Consider the following 16201-nt stretch of genomic DNA (forward strand, 5'->3'; position numbering starts at 1 on the left):
TACGAGTTTTGTACTTTACGGCGTTACTTTGAACCACAGAATAATGGTCCCTCTGACCTGTGGCCGTACAGCGAACGCCCTACACTAATAATGATTTACTGGCGGCCACTTTATTTCCTGTACCTTGATTCCTCATAAACGACTTCCTCTCGTCATTTTATAAGCCCTGCACACCAAGTTTACATCTAACTCTTTATTTCCCATGCTTTTATTCAAACGCATCTCTTTGATAAGCATATTGTTGGCGATCTTGCTGATCACTGCCGATTATTCCTGATCTTCAAGATCGGCAGCGGCGAGTCTTGCCGCCTGTAGCACAAGCGTTGAATACATACGCGACTCAGTAGCCAATTCATCGTCCCATTTAGACCAGATTCGTGAGATGTAGGTATCTCTACCCTCGCCCGTGAAGGCGAAGCTGTCATTAAAGGTATCGGCCATTTTCTTGAGTGACTTTTCTTCATCATCGACCCACTTACCACGGCTAAAGCCCGCTTCAACACCAGCTAATGCCGTTTTCGGGAAGTATGGCAATGGTGCAGTCATACCTTGATAAAACAGTCGTACTAACTCAGCTAATATACTCTTCGCTTGCTGCGCATCGCCGATAGGTTGTAGCGTTTGGTGAACCACGCCCTCTTTTCTGTCATAGCCAATAATATGGGTCGTTTTTCCGTGTCCCATAACAGCGCAGGATAGATGATCAATCCACGCAGCCAAGTAATCTTGAGAGCGTATTTTGCCGCTACGGAAACGCACTAGACCTGATTGATAGTTTTGAGTTAACCACCCCATCAAGCGAACAGGCTTACCTTCGCCTAACACGTCAAACTCGATATTCACTTCGAGATCTTGCTGCGGTGATCCGCTCACAAATCTAATCTCTTTGGCTAAGTCTTCCGCTTGAACACGATTGGTTTCAAATTCGATGTCACCAAAGGCGCCAACCGGTAATCGACCTTGGGCTTTTTGCTCAGAGACAAACAGTCGCACCGCTTCGTCTGCACCTTCTGGGTGGTCCAGCAACACTTGCAGCAGCGCATCTTTAAGCTGGAAGCTCTCTAGGCCATTGAGTACGAATGGCTCATCGTCTTCCATTACAGGAAGTGGCGGTTCAAACACCACTTTGAGACGGCGATTAAAGAAGTACTGCACTGGCAAGCGCCAGAAACGCTGTAGCTCAACCAAATCCAATTCCAATGGATAGGCCGCACCAAGCAAATAGTCATCCAAGGCACGATTGAATTCACCACTGCGTTCACCGGAACGGTTAGCCGCAGGAAGCCATTCTTTGGCGTAACTCAGCACATGGCTTGAATCACCTTGAGTAAAGGCAGCCGAGCTAAATGGCGTCATGGTGTGTTCAAAACTGATCGCTTGAGTCAGCTTGATACCAGAATCATCACTTGGTAGCGCTTGATCTGCACTTAGGCAGTAGTTCTGCTGGCAGTACTCAATCAACTCTGAAACCAATACCGACGGCACTCGCTCAGTATTATCTTGAATCGAACGGCCGACATAGCTTATGTACAAACATTCTTGCGCTGACAACATCGCCTCTAAGAATAGGTAGCGGTCATCATCACGACGAGAACGGTCTCCAGGTCGAGTGCGCCCGTTCATCAGGTCAAAACCTTCTGGCGGCATTGAGCGAGGGTAAACCCCATCATTCATGCCTAACAAACAGACGGTTTTGAACGGAATAGAACGCATCGGCATCAAGGTACAAAAGTTAACTTGTCCCGCTAAGAAACGCTGACTGATACGGGCGCCCGACAGTTTATTATTTAAGTACTGATAGATGATACTCGGCGACAACTCTTGCTCATACAAGGCATCATCAAGCTGTTCATTCAGTTGTGAAAGTGCATCACGAATCGACTTAAGCACCACCTCACCTTCCAGCTCAACCGCAAAAAAATCATCAATCATTTGCAGCAAGGTTTCACGCCACATATCGATTGATTGGGTTTCAGTTAGTCGTTGGCGGTAATGAGCGATACGGTCAATAAAGTGCGCTAACTTACCCGCAAGTTCGGCGTTAATACCCTGAACTTCGTTATAAGCCGCAATCGGAGAATGTTCAGTTTCAAACAAGCCCGCAGAGTCTGACATCGCATAGCCCAGTAACATACGCTGAATACCAAATAGCCAGGTATTTTGCTCAGTCGCAGGCAGATCAAATTCTGTTGCAGTTGAAGCATCAACCCCCCAACGAATGCCCGCCTCTTCAACCCATTGCTTGGCTTGCTCGAATTGAAACTCGTCAATACCAAAGCGTGCCATCATCGCAGGAATTTCTAACAGCTCTAGCAACTCAGAGGCTAAACAGCGCGTGTTCGGTAGCGCGACCAATTGCATGAAAGCGGTCAGAATTGGGCTTTCTTGGTCTGCAGTTCTATCAGAGATCGAGTAAGGGATATAACGCTCACCCGGAGCATTACCAAATACCGCCTGAATCGCTGGACTATAAGCATTAATGTCAGACACCATCACGATGATATCGCGTGGTTTCAGGGTCGGGTCGGCATCAAACATCGCCAATAGCTGGTCATGAAGAACTTCCACCTCACGCATTGGGCTGTGACACGCATGTACGGTCAGAGAGCGATCGCCAAGCTCAACCACCTGTTTATGGTTGCTAGAATCCAAAATCTCATCATTGCGATGCTCTTCCAATTCAAGGATATCTCTTTGAATTTGATGCAATAAGCCATCTCGATCTACATCAATAAAAAATTGATACTCCTCAGTATCTCCCTCAGAGAGCAAAAGTAAGTTATCTCGTCCTAATTTTCCCATCGAAGCTAATAAATTATTTCCAATGGCATTATCAATATGCAGTTCATCATGCACTTCATATTTCCCACCTTCCATTAAGGAAGACGAGCCAGCTGATGAGAGCATATTATTAGACAAAGCGAGCTTTTTACGTTGCTTAGCCTCAAATCTTGCTAAATCTTTGAGGCTTTTGATGTCTCCCCAATAAGGCTTACTTGGGTTAGTAAACATCAGATGCACATCAATCTGCTCACCCAGAGCTTTCAACGCATCCATGTAACGAGGAGGCAACGAAGAAATACCAAACACAAATAAGCGTTTCGGCAGATGCTGCAATTGACCTTGTTGATTGGCTAGCGCTTCAATAAAGTCGTGGTACAAATTGCCACGGTGGTATTTTGATTGGCCTTGAGACAGGGTTTGCTCATAGAGTGCTTGCCACAAAATCGGTTGCCAAGGGTGCTCTTGCTGCCCTTCATCATCGACCAATTCAGCAACGGGCTCTCCCGCTTCCCACATCGCCATCCACTCCGGTCGATACACCAAGTAACCATCGAAGATGTCGGCAATTTTCTCTGCCAATTGGTACAACTTCGAATCATCTTCATCGTTTTCAAGATAGCGCTGTAGGGGTAAGAAATCAGGGTGTTCAAGCTTAGCGGGTAACAAACTCATCAGCTTCCATGTCATCGCTTCCTTGTTAAAAGCACTGCGTTTAGGTACATCAGGAAGCACTTGGGTAAACATATCCCAAATGAAGGTTGCTGGAAGAGGAAAGTCTATATTTGCTGCTACACCAAACTCTTTGGCGAGTTCCATCTTAAGCCATTGAGACATACCTGGGCTCTGAACCAAGATCTGCTCTTTTTCGAAAGGGTTGGCTAAAGGATCACTTTTGATTAAATGAACGAGAAGGATTTTTAAAGTATCGACTTTATTGGAATGGTAAACAGTAAACAAAGTGCACTCACGCTAATCTTGCCACAATATAAAGCCAGATTAGCATAAGTGCCGAGTTTGGATTAGGAATATAAGCTTATGAAATACTGAAAACTTAAGCTCCGTTTATCTTTTGAACTATTGCTTCTTACAATCTACTGCCTACCGCGCTTAGAACACGGTGAGGTTTGTAATTCATGTAATAACGAACCGCCACATAACCCACTACAAACGTTGCCACAATCAATTCTAGATACGCTAGGCCAAACACTTGATTGATGTAATGCGCTTCAATACCTTGTGCTTGCATCCACGCAGCCAGTTTGAACAAGGCTGTTGCACCAATCACGATTGGGAAGGTAAACGCTGCATAACCAGGGCTAAATGGAAGACGAAGTAGTTTGAAAAACGCCATATAGATAATGAACGTCATCAACACTGCAATACCAAATAGTAAACCAATGATCACAGGTGAAGGGTTAGCAGTAACGGTTAAGTAACCCGCCAAAGATAGGCTTGCCGGTGCTGCCATAATCGCAATCGTTGGTTTTGCAGCATCTGGCACTTCGTGAGAGAAGATCAAACGGTAAACCATGATTGGTAGCATTACTGCGTAAACCAATAAGCCGAATACCAAAGTCGCGTTAGCTACTGGCTCTAAAACTGGATTACCTGAGAAAGAGACGTCAGCGACGATAATACCGATCGGTGGCACAAACCAGCTTGGCACCATGTGGTGAATCTCAAAGTTTTTAGCTCTGTGGTACAAAAAGCTCGTTAGAAACACAACATGCAAAGCCACAGAAGCCAACCACATAGCTTCTTGTAAGAATTGAGAGATTGGCGCCAAAGACGCTGACACCACCATGCACCCCATTGCAAATGTTGGTACCACACTGCCGACAACAGGGTGAGCAAGATCTTCACGCAATAGGTGACCATGAATCAAAAATTTCACAGCTAAAACAAGAAGTAATACCGCCGCAATGCCAGCACTGATCCACTGCACCAAACCCGGTGTATGTAAGATACCTTGTGCGACTAGAACACCATCCCAACACCAGCCTAAGCTTGCAATTGCGAGTGCTAACCCTGCCATGGGTGTTGGAGCTCCTGTTAATCTATATTTAATACGTTGAATCATGTCAGCCTCTCTTAAACCTAATTCACTAAACTTGTGAACTCATCAGCTTGTTGAAGCCATAATACGCTTGCGCTTCGTTAAACAATATCCAATTATATATAACAAGTGTTCATCAATACTGAACAGAATCCATTTTCACCAGCAGAGTAAAACTAGGAATCTGATGGCTAATATTTCAATAAAACAGCTCAAAGTGTTCGTCACTATTACTCAGCACTCGACATTGACTGCTGCCTCTGAGGCTCTGTTTCTGTCTAAAGCTGCGGTCAGCATGGCACTAGGCGAAATGGAGAAACAACTCGGCCACTCTCTATTTGACCGGGTCAACAACCGATTAATTCTCAACCAAGAGGGACATAAGTTACTTCCATTGGCGGATGAAATATTACATCGTGCTGCTGGTATTGATGTTTTGTTCCGTGATGATCAGCCTTTAAGTGGCAATCTAAAGGTCGGCGCGAGTGACACGATTGGTAATCAGGTCGCACCGTTTATTTTGTCAGGCTTTCGCGAACGAACTCAACATCAGGATCAAAGCTTGTTCATTTCAAACAGTGCACTGATCTGCCAAAAGTTGGTGGATTATGAACTGGATATCGCGCTAATTGAAGGAAAAACATTACACCCTGAACTCATTTCGAGTCAGTTTAGCAGCGATGAAATGTGCATTATTGTTAGTAATCAACATCCTCTCGTTGCCAAAGAAAAAGTGATTTTAAGCGATTTAGAAGACAGCCATTGGATTTTACGTGAATCAGGCTCAGGGACTCGCGAGTTTTTCCTTCGTGCCGTCGCACCGCGCATCGAACATTGGTATGAATCTTTTGAACTCAACACCACAGAAGCAATCATCAACTCTGTTTCTGCCGGTCTTGGCTTTGCCTGTTTGTCTCGTTTAGCTGCTCAGCGAGCGATCGATTCAGGCCGAGTAAAAGCGCTTAATGTGCCACTTGATATGAAACGCCGATTCTGGATGCTGGTCCATAAAGACAAATATCAAAGCCCACTGCTGAAATCTTTCATGAGTTATTGTGAAGACTGGGCGGCACATCAAGATTGAGGCCGCATAGTACGGGCTCCAACTGGACTTTTAACATCAGAAACTGTATAAAAAGCCAGTAAAATTTATCAAACTTAGAGGATTAACCATGGCTGTTATCGTCAAGTACGTGGTGGAACGCAACGGAGAAGAGAAAATGACTTTTACCTCTAAAGCCGAAGCTGACGCATACGACAAAATGCTGGATATGGCTGATGAGCTTTTTGAACTGTTAGGCAAAAGCGATTTAGTTGAAGATGAAGGCAAGCAAGAAGAACTTGCAATGTACCTAGCGAAGAACAAAGAAGAAGTTCTTTACGCATTAGGTGCTAAGCGTAAGCCAGCTCCGAAAAAAGCTAAGAAGCTTGAAGCTGTTGAAGACGCAGAAGAAGATGCAGCTTAACTAGCTGATACCTTTCTAAAAAACGTCAATGACGCCTCTAATCAGAGTTCGTTATTGGCGTTTTTTTATACTTATCGAAATATAATGAAGCTTGTTTATAGTCGAAATCGCTCTAAACATTCGCTTGCATGAAAGTGTGAGGAAGATCTAATCTATAGCCATCAGGTGATGGGGTTCCACCTAAGCTTTTGCTTCAACCGCCCGTTCTTTCCGAACAGTGCTAATGACTCCTACAGAATCGAAAACAGGTAATACTGTTGGACGTATCGCTATTCCTCCATTTTGAAATGGACTTAGTCTATTAAGACCAAGTTCCATGACACCTTTGGATTATCGATACTCAAGATCTGTAGTGAATTAGCCGCACCTCTTCCAACACGTCCTGTTTTCTCAACGCCCTAGGCCTTAAATGGCTCTATAAGTGAGAAAACATTATGCACTACTCTTCAGAAATTCAATCAATGTGCCCTATTCAAAGGGGTGATCTTCACAATTCAGCTCCAATTCCAGTTGAAGGCGCAATGGTTAGCCCAAAAGATGTCATCGCTATTTCTGGCTTAAGCCACGGTGTTGGCACTTGTGCACCACAACAAGGTGCTGCAAAACTGACTCTTAACGTAAAAAACGGCATCATCGAAGAAGCATTAATCGAAACGATTGGTTGTTCAGGTATGACTCAATCTGCCGCGATGGCTGCGGAAATCCTCACCGGAAAAACCATTCTAGAAGCGCTGAATACTGACTTGGTATGTGACGCGATTAACGTCGCGATGCGCGAAATCTTCCTGCAGTTTGTTTACGGTCGAACTCAGTCGGCTTTCTCTGAAGGTGGCCTAGAGATCGGCGCAGCACTAGAAGACTTAGGTCAAACACAGCGCAGCCAAGTTGGCACCAGCTACTCAACCGCAGCAAAAGGCGTTCGTTACCTAGAGCTTGCAGAAGGTTACGTAACCAAGCTTGCACTTGATGATCACAGCGAAGTGATTGGCTACGAATATCTCAACCTCGGCAAAATGATGAAGGCGATTAACCAAGGCGTGCCAGCGAATGAAGCGGCCGACCTTGCGACAGGGACTTATGGTCGCTTCGACGAAGCCGTGACCACCATTAACCCACGCCAACAATAATTTTTGCCAATAAAAGAGGAAAGATATGATGAACACTCAATTTAATGAATCAGTAACTCGCGTATTGGCAGAAATGAACTTCGACTCTTTAGAGCAAGCAAACCAATACTGTTTATCACACAATGTCGATCCAAAAGCATTAGTGATGGACACTCAACCTATCGCATTTGAAAGCGCAGCTGACGCTTACACTCTTGGTGCAGCATTGGCTCTGTTCCGTAAAGCGAACAACGCAGAACAAGCAGCGAATATCATTGGTGAAGGCCTTCAAGCATTCACAAAACCCGGCAGTGTTGCGGAGCAACGCCAAGTCGGTATCGGCCATGGCGCACTGGCTGCTCGCCTTCTCAATGAAGAGAGCCACTGCTTTGCTTTCCTTGCAGGCCATGAGTCTTTTGCTGCTGCAGAAGGTGCGATCAAGATTGCACTGAACGTGAACAAATCACGCAAAACACCATTGAAAGTTATCTTGAACGGTCTAGGTAAAGATGCCGCTTACCTAATCTCTCGCATCAATGGCTTTACTTATGTTCGCACTCAATTTGATTACCAAACGGGTGAGCTAGTTGAAACAGAACGTCGCCGATTCTCACAAGGCCCTCGTGGCGAGATCTTGTGTTACGGCGCTGATGATGTACGTGAAGGTGTAACGATCATGCACAGAGAAGAAGTGGATGTGAGTATCACGGGTAACTCAACCAACCCAACACGCTTCCAACACCCAGTAGCGGGTATCTACAAAGCAGAACGCACTCGCCAAGGTTTGCCATACTTCTCAGTTGCTTCAGGTGGCGGTACAGGTCGAACATTGCACCCAGATAACGTAGCAGCAGGCCCAGCGTCTTACGGCATGACCGATACCATGGGCAGAATGCACGCTGATGCTCAGTTCGCAGGTAGCTCTTCAGTTCCTGCTCACGTGGCGATGATGGGCTTCATCGGCATGGGCAACAACCCAATGGTCGGAGCGACGGTTGCATTGGCTGTGGCAGTGAGTGAATCTCAACACGCATAACGACAAAGTGAGTCCCACAATCTGCCTGTTATGTAGAGTCTGTTAGTTGAGAATCAAGCAATAACGGACGACTAAAACTCTACACCTATCACTAAAACCAAACAGCCAGCCTTATGCTGGCTGTTTTTTATTCACACTTGCTCTACTATCTATTTCTAATAATTATTTGTATCTAAGATTAAATACATTCTGCTGTCGTATTTAACTACATATTTTCAAAGGAATAATATGAAAGAGCTCATCATTCATACCATTACCGTGTTCATGGGCTTTTTTGCCATCATGAACCCTATCGCCAACACACCGATCTTTCTTTGATTAACAGGTGATAATGATAGGGAAACGGTCAAGTCTATCGCTTTCCGCTCAGTGTTCATCGCCTTCATCATCGTCAGCACCTTTGCTGTCTCGGGTAAACTCATCTTCGGCCTCTTTGGTATCACGCTTTACGCGCTTCGTATCACCGGCGGGATCCTCGTGTTCTTGATTGGCTTTCATATGCTGCAAGGTGACTCAACACACTCTAAAGCAAAAGAGAAGGTCAACTCAGACGCTCAACAAGATGCGGCGCTCAGTATCGCCGTCTCGCCACTGGCAATGCCAATATTAGCCGGACCGGGCACCATTGCCACCGCGATGAACTTTGCCAGCACCGAAGGCATCTACGAAACCATCGTCGCCTTTGGCCTACTATGCGCCTTAACCTACGTATTGTTTGTATTTGGCGAGCGCTTCGTTAAAGCCGTTGGACCAAGCGCACTGAACGTGATTACTCGAATGATGGGGTTGATACTCGCGGTAATCGGTATGCAGATGTTGATTGAAGGGATTGAGCAAGCTTATAAGGCACTGTTTATCTAAAGAGGGGATTCACAGGAGAATGTTGATTAACGCACCAATCAATTTGTGTTGATCTGCAGTGTTTTCTCATTGCAGAAAACTATCTCTCAAAAGACAAGCAATATCATTTTACAGACTTTATCCCGATACGCCCTTTCATAACGAGGGCGCTCTCTTTATGATGAACGCAATTAAATTAACTTTGCTAACGGCAGCGCTTGTTATTCGAGCCGTTGTTTTGGAATAGCAAAATCAAGACTCAACACATGGAGATTCAACATGGCTTACTTTTCACTAGCCTTCGGTACGGCAACCAAAAACCGCGACAATAAAATCATTGAAGCGTTCTTCCCTAACCCACTTCTAAACCCAAGCGACGCTCTTGTAGCGGCTGTGGCAGAAGTATCAGGTTACTCTGAAGGCAACCAAGCTATCGAAATCTCTGCTGCACAAAGCGCAGAACTGGCGAAGGCATTCGCAGCAAACGATGATGCAGCTAACGCATCTTTAGCAGAAAAAGCGGCAGCGTCTGAACAGCCACTTGTTCTTGTTGTTCTTGCTACTGACGAGAAGCCAGCATCAGTTGCTGAAGGCTTCCTAAAGCTACAACTTATCTCTAACCGCCTAGTACAACCACACGGTACGGTACTGGACGGCATCTTCGGTCTACTGCACAACATCGCATGGACAAACGAAGGCCCTATCGACCTACCTGAGCTGGCTGAGCGTCAAATCGAAGCTCGCCTTGCAGGTCGTGCTCTGTCTGTAGATTGCGTAGACAAGTTCCCTAAAATGGTGGACTACGTAGTACCAACAGGTATTCGTATTGCTGACACTTCTCGTGTTCGTCTTGGCGCACACGTAGGCGAAGGCACAACAGTAATGCACGAAGGTTTCATCAACTTCAATGCTGGTACAACTGGCGTGAGCATGGTTGAAGGTCGTATCTCTGCGGGTGTTGTTGTAGGTAACGGTTCAGACATCGGCGGCGGCGCTTCTATCATGGGTACTCTGTCTGGTGGCGGTACGATGGTTATCTCTATCGGCGAAAACTGCCTACTAGGCGCAAACGCTGGTCTTGGCTTCCCTATGGGCGACCGTTGTACGGTTGAGTCTGGTCTTTACGTGACTGCGGGTACTAAGGTTCGCATGTTAGATAAAGAAGGCAACGAAGTAGAGATCATTAAAGCTCGCGATCTAGCTGGCGTTTCTGATCTTCTGTTCCGTCGTAACTCAATCACTGGCCAAATTGAATGTCTTGCGAACAAGTCTGCTGTTGAGCTAAACAGCGAACTACACAGCAACAACTAATCTAAGCGCTAGATGCTAGATGCTAGATGCTAGAAAATAATAAGCCGCTGGGGTTCAATCCAGCGGCTTTTTTGTATGTTCTGGGAATCATTATTGCCCCATTACCAGTCAGAGTTAACAGAATGTTAACATGTATTTGCCCTACTAAAAGTAATCCCTTGTCTGTTGGATATTTGCAAGGCAAACTGCTGGGCAAAAGTTCGAAAACACTCTGAATGTCTAAAAATCGCCATATTTTTCGAAACTAGGGATTTTATATCATTGGCTTTTCGGTTTCGGTTTCGGTGGCTGAAAGTTTGGGATAATTTGAAAACCATTTGGACATAGCTATGCCTGTACTCTTACCAGAGTACTAGCGGCAGAAGTTTCATAATTTCTGTTGCGCTGCGCTTACAAACCGATAAGAACATAAATCGATATCTACTTAGCCATCTTTACATACCTTTACATCACATGACGTTATCTTACTTACATTAGTATATTCTTAAGTAGTGAAACAAAGAGAAGGAAAACGTCATGAAAATCAAAAGCACGATAATCGCGTTACTCGGTATCGTTATTGCCTTCGGAGCAATGGCTGGTGGAATGAATAAAGGCATGAATAACAATATGTCACGCCCAGTATTTTCACAGTTTGATCTCGATGGTGATGGCAAGATAACCGAAGCCGAGTTCAATCAAGCACGCTCAGAACGTATTGCCCAGCGAGCAGAAGAGGGACGTACGTTGAAAAATATCAATCAAAGCCACAGTTTTGCTTCGTTAGATAGCAACGCGGATCGCGCTATCTCTCAACAAGAGTTTAATGCTCATCAAGGCATGGTGAACCCCAAAAATACCATGGGCAAAGGCAAAAACAATCAGTAGCTCAATTCAATCAGGCCTCCATTTGTGAGGCCTGACTTATTTTGAGATCAAGGAAGCAAATCCGCTTATGTTGGTGTGCTACCTTTTGCTTAAGGAAAAGCTAATATAGTAAGGGAATCGCTATGACTAGGTATAGCTGGTTACAAAGGGCTCTGTTTGTTCCTCCTGTTTTGTTGGGCATCGCGTTATTGGTGATCGCACCAGGGATGAAGGCTGAACCGCCTAATGCGAGTAATACGGCTGCTAAAAAGGTGGTTCGGGTGTTGAAAGTCGAGCCGCGAAATATCCAACCTTCTGCCATCGGATATGGACATACCGAGTCTGTTCAAGACTGGCAGGCACAGTCTGAACTTGACGGCGCGGTTGTGTGGGTTTCTGAGCAATACAAAACGGGCGCTATTATCCGCAAAGACAGCGAACTCCTTAGAATTGACCCCACCGCTTATCAACTTACTATTGCCCGTTTGCAAGCTGAGCTTGAAGTGCTAATGCTAACGAATCAGACCATTATCGATTCGCTCAAGATTGCAGAGAAAGAGTTTGAGGTACAACAGTCAGAATATGCCCGCTCAATCAAATTGAGTGAAACCGGGCATATCTCCAAAACAGAGAAAGACCGCGCGACCAAAGACTTGCTCAGCAGCCAGCAACAGCTCCAGACACAGAAAAACCAACTGGCAATTAATCAAGCGCAGCAAAAGGTTTTGCAAACGGAACTAGCACTTGCAAACCGAGATCTCGAACAAACCGTAATTAAAGCCCCATTTGATATTCGCATTGTCGAAACCTTGGTTGGACTCGCCGAGTATGTCAACAAGGGGGAATTGCTGCTCAAAGCGGATGACATCGATGCCGTTGAGGTTCGCGCGCAGTTTCCGCTTGGTAAAATGCGTCCGCTAAGAAATTCCAATCGCTTTGACTCGCTTGACGAAGATGTTCATAGCAACTTGAGCGCGACAGTCGAGCTCCAAGCAGGCGATAAAGTAATTACTTGGCCTGCCGAGATCAGCCGCTCCGGCGGTGAAATCGATGCTCAGACTCAAAGCCAAAGCCTGGTTGCACAAGTAAATCAGCCCTATCAGCAAGCCATTCCCGGGGAGAAGCCACCACTTATTCGTGGGACTTTCGTTAAAGTCACGATTAAAGCACCAATGATGGAGCAACAAGTCTTGCTACCGATAAACGCCATCCATGATGGTAAAGTTTACACTGTCTCTGAAGGTAAACTGAAAAGCAAACCTGTCAGGATAGATTTCGTCCAAGGGCAGGTTGCGGTGATCAAATCTGGCGTGGAATTCGGTGATGTGGTTGTGCTAAGTAAACTTTCACCCGCCGTTGAGGGGATGGCTTTACAACCGCAACCGGATGAGAAAATCGGCCTTTGGTTGGATACGCAGAGCGGATTTAAAGCCCTAAACGCGATTCAGAAAGAGGGCAAATTATGATCGCTTTTTTTGCTCGGCACACCACTGGCGCCAATGTCCTGATGATGGCGGTACTGCTGTTAGGGGCTTTTGCCTTGCCCAAACTGCAGAAAGACACTTTTCCGTTGACGCCGACCAAAAATATTGAGGTTCGGATCGTTTATCCGGGCGCGTCACCTTTTGAGATGATGGAAGAAGTGTGTTACCCGTTGGAGGATTCTCTCGATAAGCTGAGTGGAATTAAAGAGTTAAGCTGTGATGCCCGAGAGAGTTTGGTCATCGCCAATGTGGAAATCGGCGATGATGAAGACATTGACACTTTAACCAGCGATATTCAACAGCAGGTTAACGCCATCAGTGATTTTCCGGATCGAGTTGAGCAGATCACGGTGTCGAAACTGGACCGAGTGGCAACGGTGGCCAGTGTCGCGATTACCGGCAATATGTCAGATAGGGACTTATATCTCTATGCCCAACAAATTAAGCACAAGTTAAAAGAGAGCCCATTGATCGCTCAGGTGACCGTGAGCGGTTTTGCGGATCAAGAAATAGAAATTCGCGTATCGCAGTGGAAGTTGCAGCAGTACGGCCTGAGTGTGTCCGACTTGTCCAATCTAGTACAACAGCAAAGTATCAGCACTCCTGCTGGCGTATTTAGTAATGACTTGGAAGAGATCAGCGTCCGCTTCGACCACTTAGGCAGCAACGTCAGAGACTTCGAAAATATCGTGATTAAATCCAGTGAGACGGGGACTCAGGTTCGCCTCGGTGATGTTGCCGTTATTCAGCAGAAGTTCACTAGCGATGAAAATCAAATCCTGTTCAATGGTCAGCGTGCCGCTTTGCTTCAGGTGTCCAAAACGCAATTTCAAGATACCTTAACGGTCAAAGATGCGATCGTCAGCATCGTTGAAAAAGAACAGGCGAGAGCCCCTGAAGGCGTCGCTTTAACCATCACCCAAGATTCCAGCACCAATATTATTGAGCGTCTGAGAATCCTCACCAGCAATGGCGCACAGGGATTAGCACTGGCATTTTTGATGTTGTGGGCGTTTTTTAATATTCGCTTTAGCTTTTGGGTCACCATGGGGCTGCCGGTTTCATTCCTTGGCGCCATTTTTGCGATACAACTTCTCGGTTATACCCTGAATATGATGACGCTGGTCGGGCTGATTGTCGCGATTGGTCTGCTAATGGACGACTCGTTGATCATTGCAGAAAACATCGCTGCCAAGAGGCAACAAGGGCTACCCGCGTTTGACGCTGCAGTTGAAGGTACCAAACAAGTCTTCCCAGGTGTGATTGCATCGTTTGCTACCACCATCATGGTGATAGGGCCGCTGATGTTTCTCACAGGCAAGATGGGCGAAGTACTACGCTATATTCCCATCGTGTTATTGATTACCTTGCTTGTTAGTCTGATAGAAGCTTTCTTGATCTTGCCGTCTCATTTGGCACATAGCCATACTGAATCTCGCTCTAATCCTATACGGGACAAGTTCATTGCCGGTTTTGAAAACATCAGAGACAGATTCTTTGTGCCAGTGAGTGTCAAGGCGATGAATGCACCTTATCTTTCAGTAGGGATATTGGTGATGGTGGTGATGATTTCAACCGCTTCAATTTCGTCAGGTTGGCTGAAATTCAAAGCCATGCCTGCCTTGGAAAGTGATGTGCTGCAGGCGCGTATCTTGCTCCCTCAAGGCAGTTTACTGAGCCAGACAGAGGCGGTGGTGGAGAAGGTTTCAAACGCGCTTGATGAACTCAACCAAGAATACGCAGAGAAATACCCAAGCTCAAAACCTTTGGTCGCGAGCACCACGATCATGTTCAACTCAAATGCTGATGCTAATGAGTCGGGGCCGCATATGGCAACCGTCAGTGCCGATCTATTGCCAGCGCAATTTAGGCAGCAGAGCATTAAAGATCTAATCCAAGATTGGAAACAAAAAGTAGGCCCTACGGCGGATGTGGTTTCACTCAAGTTTACCGATAAAGAACGGGGCATTGCTGGCAATGGCATTGATATTCGGGTTCAGGGTGAGTCGTTACAAGAGCTCAATCAAGTCAGCCGCTCGCTGGTGAAATGGTTGAAGGGATTTGACGGTGTCTATAACCTCTCCACCGATCTGCGTGAGGGCAGAACCGAATTTCACGTTAACCTTAAAGATGAAGCTGGCGTGATGGGAGTTAATGCTTCCAACATTGCTCAAACGCTGCGCAGCGCGGTAAAAGGCAGTACTGATCTGACGGTTTTCCAACAAGGCGAGCTGGTGGATATTAGTGTGAGACTGGATGAGTTTACGCACCAAGCTAGCCTGTATGAGTTGAATAACTTGATGGTGACGGCAGGCAATGGAACCCTAGTTCCATTATCAAGTGTTGCGACGTTTGACAGAAAACAAGCCTTCTCGCGAATTCACCGCATTAATGGGATGAACACTGTGGTTGTGCAAGGCAATATCGATACGCGGGTTGCCAATGCGCGTGAAATCATGCTGCAGTTCAATAGCGAATTTGTCTCGCAAACTCAACACAAATTCCCAGACATCACCTTCACCTCGCAAGGTCAGGATAAAGAAAGCTCAGATACGGGCTCCTCGCTGGCGACCTTCTTTGCTCTTGGCGTGGTGGGGATTTATCTTATTTTAGTGTTCCTGTTACAAAGCTACACTCAACCGATTGCTGTGCTGCTGGCAATCCCTATGGGCTGGATTGGTGTGGTATGGGGGCACTTGGGCATGGGGTTCGATTTGACTATTCCAAGCTTGGTTGGCTTTGCTACCTTAGCGGGTATCGTCGTTAACGATAACATTCTGTTGGTCAATTTTATTAAGAAGAATATCGCCCAAGGCGAGCGCTTGATAGACGCTTGTCGAGAGGCGGTACGTGACCGATTTAGAGCGATATTTATCACCTCGTTAACCACATTTGCAGGATTGCTTCCACTGTTAACCGAAACCAGTACGCAAGCGCAATTTCTGATCCCGTTAATTGCCAGTATTGCGTTTGGCTTAGTCTCGGCTACGTTACTAGCGTCAATTGTTGTGCCTTGCGTGCTGCTTATTTTGGACGATTTAAAGCTGACCAAATGGGCAGAAGGTGCTCAATCTTCCCTTTGAGGCCCTTGGGAGTGCATGCTGAACCATGTCATTTAGCCCGGCATGAAAATGGTAGTTTGCGTAGAATTTATTTGGCGATTAAACCCTATCACTGACTGCTGTTTTTTTGCGTACAAAAAACAATAGGGTCAGGTCTTGTCTTTTGCTCTTTGGTGGCAGTTTTTCTATCAGGTTTAGTTATTTGTCATA

The 16201-nt window shown here is 45.9% G+C and carries 10 protein-coding genes, 1 pseudogene and 1 riboswitch; of the genes and pseudogenes, 9 read left to right on the forward strand and 2 right to left on the reverse strand.

Features of this window, described 5'->3' with window-relative positions; all coding sequences use genetic code 11:
- Window positions 1–267 precede the first annotated feature (267 nt).
- Window positions 268–3741, reverse strand: coding sequence for an exodeoxyribonuclease V subunit gamma (recC, locus tag AB4329_RS18120; protein ID WP_372138967.1), 3474 nt, complete (start codon window positions 3739–3741; stop codon window positions 268–270).
- Window positions 3742–3868: 127 nt separating this feature from the next.
- A complete protein-coding gene (locus tag AB4329_RS18125; RefSeq protein ID WP_017071043.1) occupies window positions 3869–4819 on the reverse strand; it encodes a TDT family transporter in 951 nt (316 codons plus the stop codon).
- A gap of 208 nt (window positions 4820–5027) precedes the next feature.
- Between AB4329_RS18125 and AB4329_RS18130 the strand changes: the two genes are divergently transcribed.
- From AB4329_RS18130 to AB4329_RS18170, 9 genes and pseudogenes are all read left to right on the forward strand, one after another.
- Window positions 5028–5924 carry a LysR family transcriptional regulator gene (locus AB4329_RS18130; protein ID WP_017059889.1) on the forward strand — a complete coding sequence of 299 codons (897 nt, stop codon included), beginning with the start codon at window positions 5028–5030 and terminating at the stop codon, window positions 5922–5924.
- Between the two features lie 88 nt (window positions 5925–6012).
- A complete protein-coding gene (locus AB4329_RS18135; RefSeq protein WP_008223840.1) occupies window positions 6013–6306 on the forward strand; it encodes a YebG family protein in 294 nt (97 codons plus the stop codon).
- Window positions 6307–6461: 155 nt separating this feature from the next.
- A riboswitch (Fluoride riboswitch) is annotated at window positions 6462–6546 on the forward strand.
- Between the two features lie 194 nt (window positions 6547–6740).
- Window positions 6741–7433 (forward strand): iron-sulfur cluster assembly scaffold protein, encoded by a 693-nt coding sequence (locus tag AB4329_RS18140; RefSeq protein WP_017071044.1) that lies wholly within the window; start codon window positions 6741–6743, stop codon window positions 7431–7433.
- A gap of 25 nt (window positions 7434–7458) precedes the next feature.
- A complete protein-coding gene (locus AB4329_RS18145; RefSeq protein ID WP_372138968.1) occupies window positions 7459–8448 on the forward strand; it encodes a GGGtGRT protein in 990 nt (329 codons plus the stop codon).
- A 228-nt stretch (window positions 8449–8676) separates the two neighbouring features.
- Window positions 8677–9309, forward strand: a pseudogene (locus AB4329_RS18150) (MarC family protein).
- Window positions 9310–9567: 258 nt separating this feature from the next.
- The gene (gene dapD / locus AB4329_RS18155) at window positions 9568–10599 is read left to right on the forward strand and encodes a 2,3,4,5-tetrahydropyridine-2,6-dicarboxylate N-succinyltransferase (protein WP_371725094.1); all 1032 of its coding nucleotides are present in this window, start codon (window positions 9568–9570) and stop codon (window positions 10597–10599) included.
- Between the two features lie 516 nt (window positions 10600–11115).
- Window positions 11116–11466, forward strand: coding sequence for an EF-hand domain-containing protein (locus AB4329_RS18160; RefSeq protein ID WP_017059884.1), 351 nt, complete (start codon window positions 11116–11118; stop codon window positions 11464–11466).
- A 122-nt stretch (window positions 11467–11588) separates the two neighbouring features.
- Complete coding sequence (locus AB4329_RS18165; protein ID WP_032545691.1) at window positions 11589–12911, forward strand: efflux RND transporter periplasmic adaptor subunit; 1323 nt, start codon at window positions 11589–11591, stop codon at window positions 12909–12911.
- Entirely contained in the window at window positions 12908–16012 is a 3105-nt protein-coding gene (locus AB4329_RS18170; RefSeq protein WP_017063782.1) for an efflux RND transporter permease subunit, read from the forward strand. Before AB4329_RS18165 ends, AB4329_RS18170 begins: the two co-directional genes overlap by 4 nt.
- Window positions 16013–16201 lie beyond the last annotated feature (189 nt).

Origin of the sequence: Vibrio sp. 10N.261.54.A5 (assembly GCF_041471145.1) — a bacterium.
Taxonomy (GTDB): Bacteria; Pseudomonadota; Gammaproteobacteria; order Enterobacterales; family Vibrionaceae; genus Vibrio; species Vibrio crassostreae_C.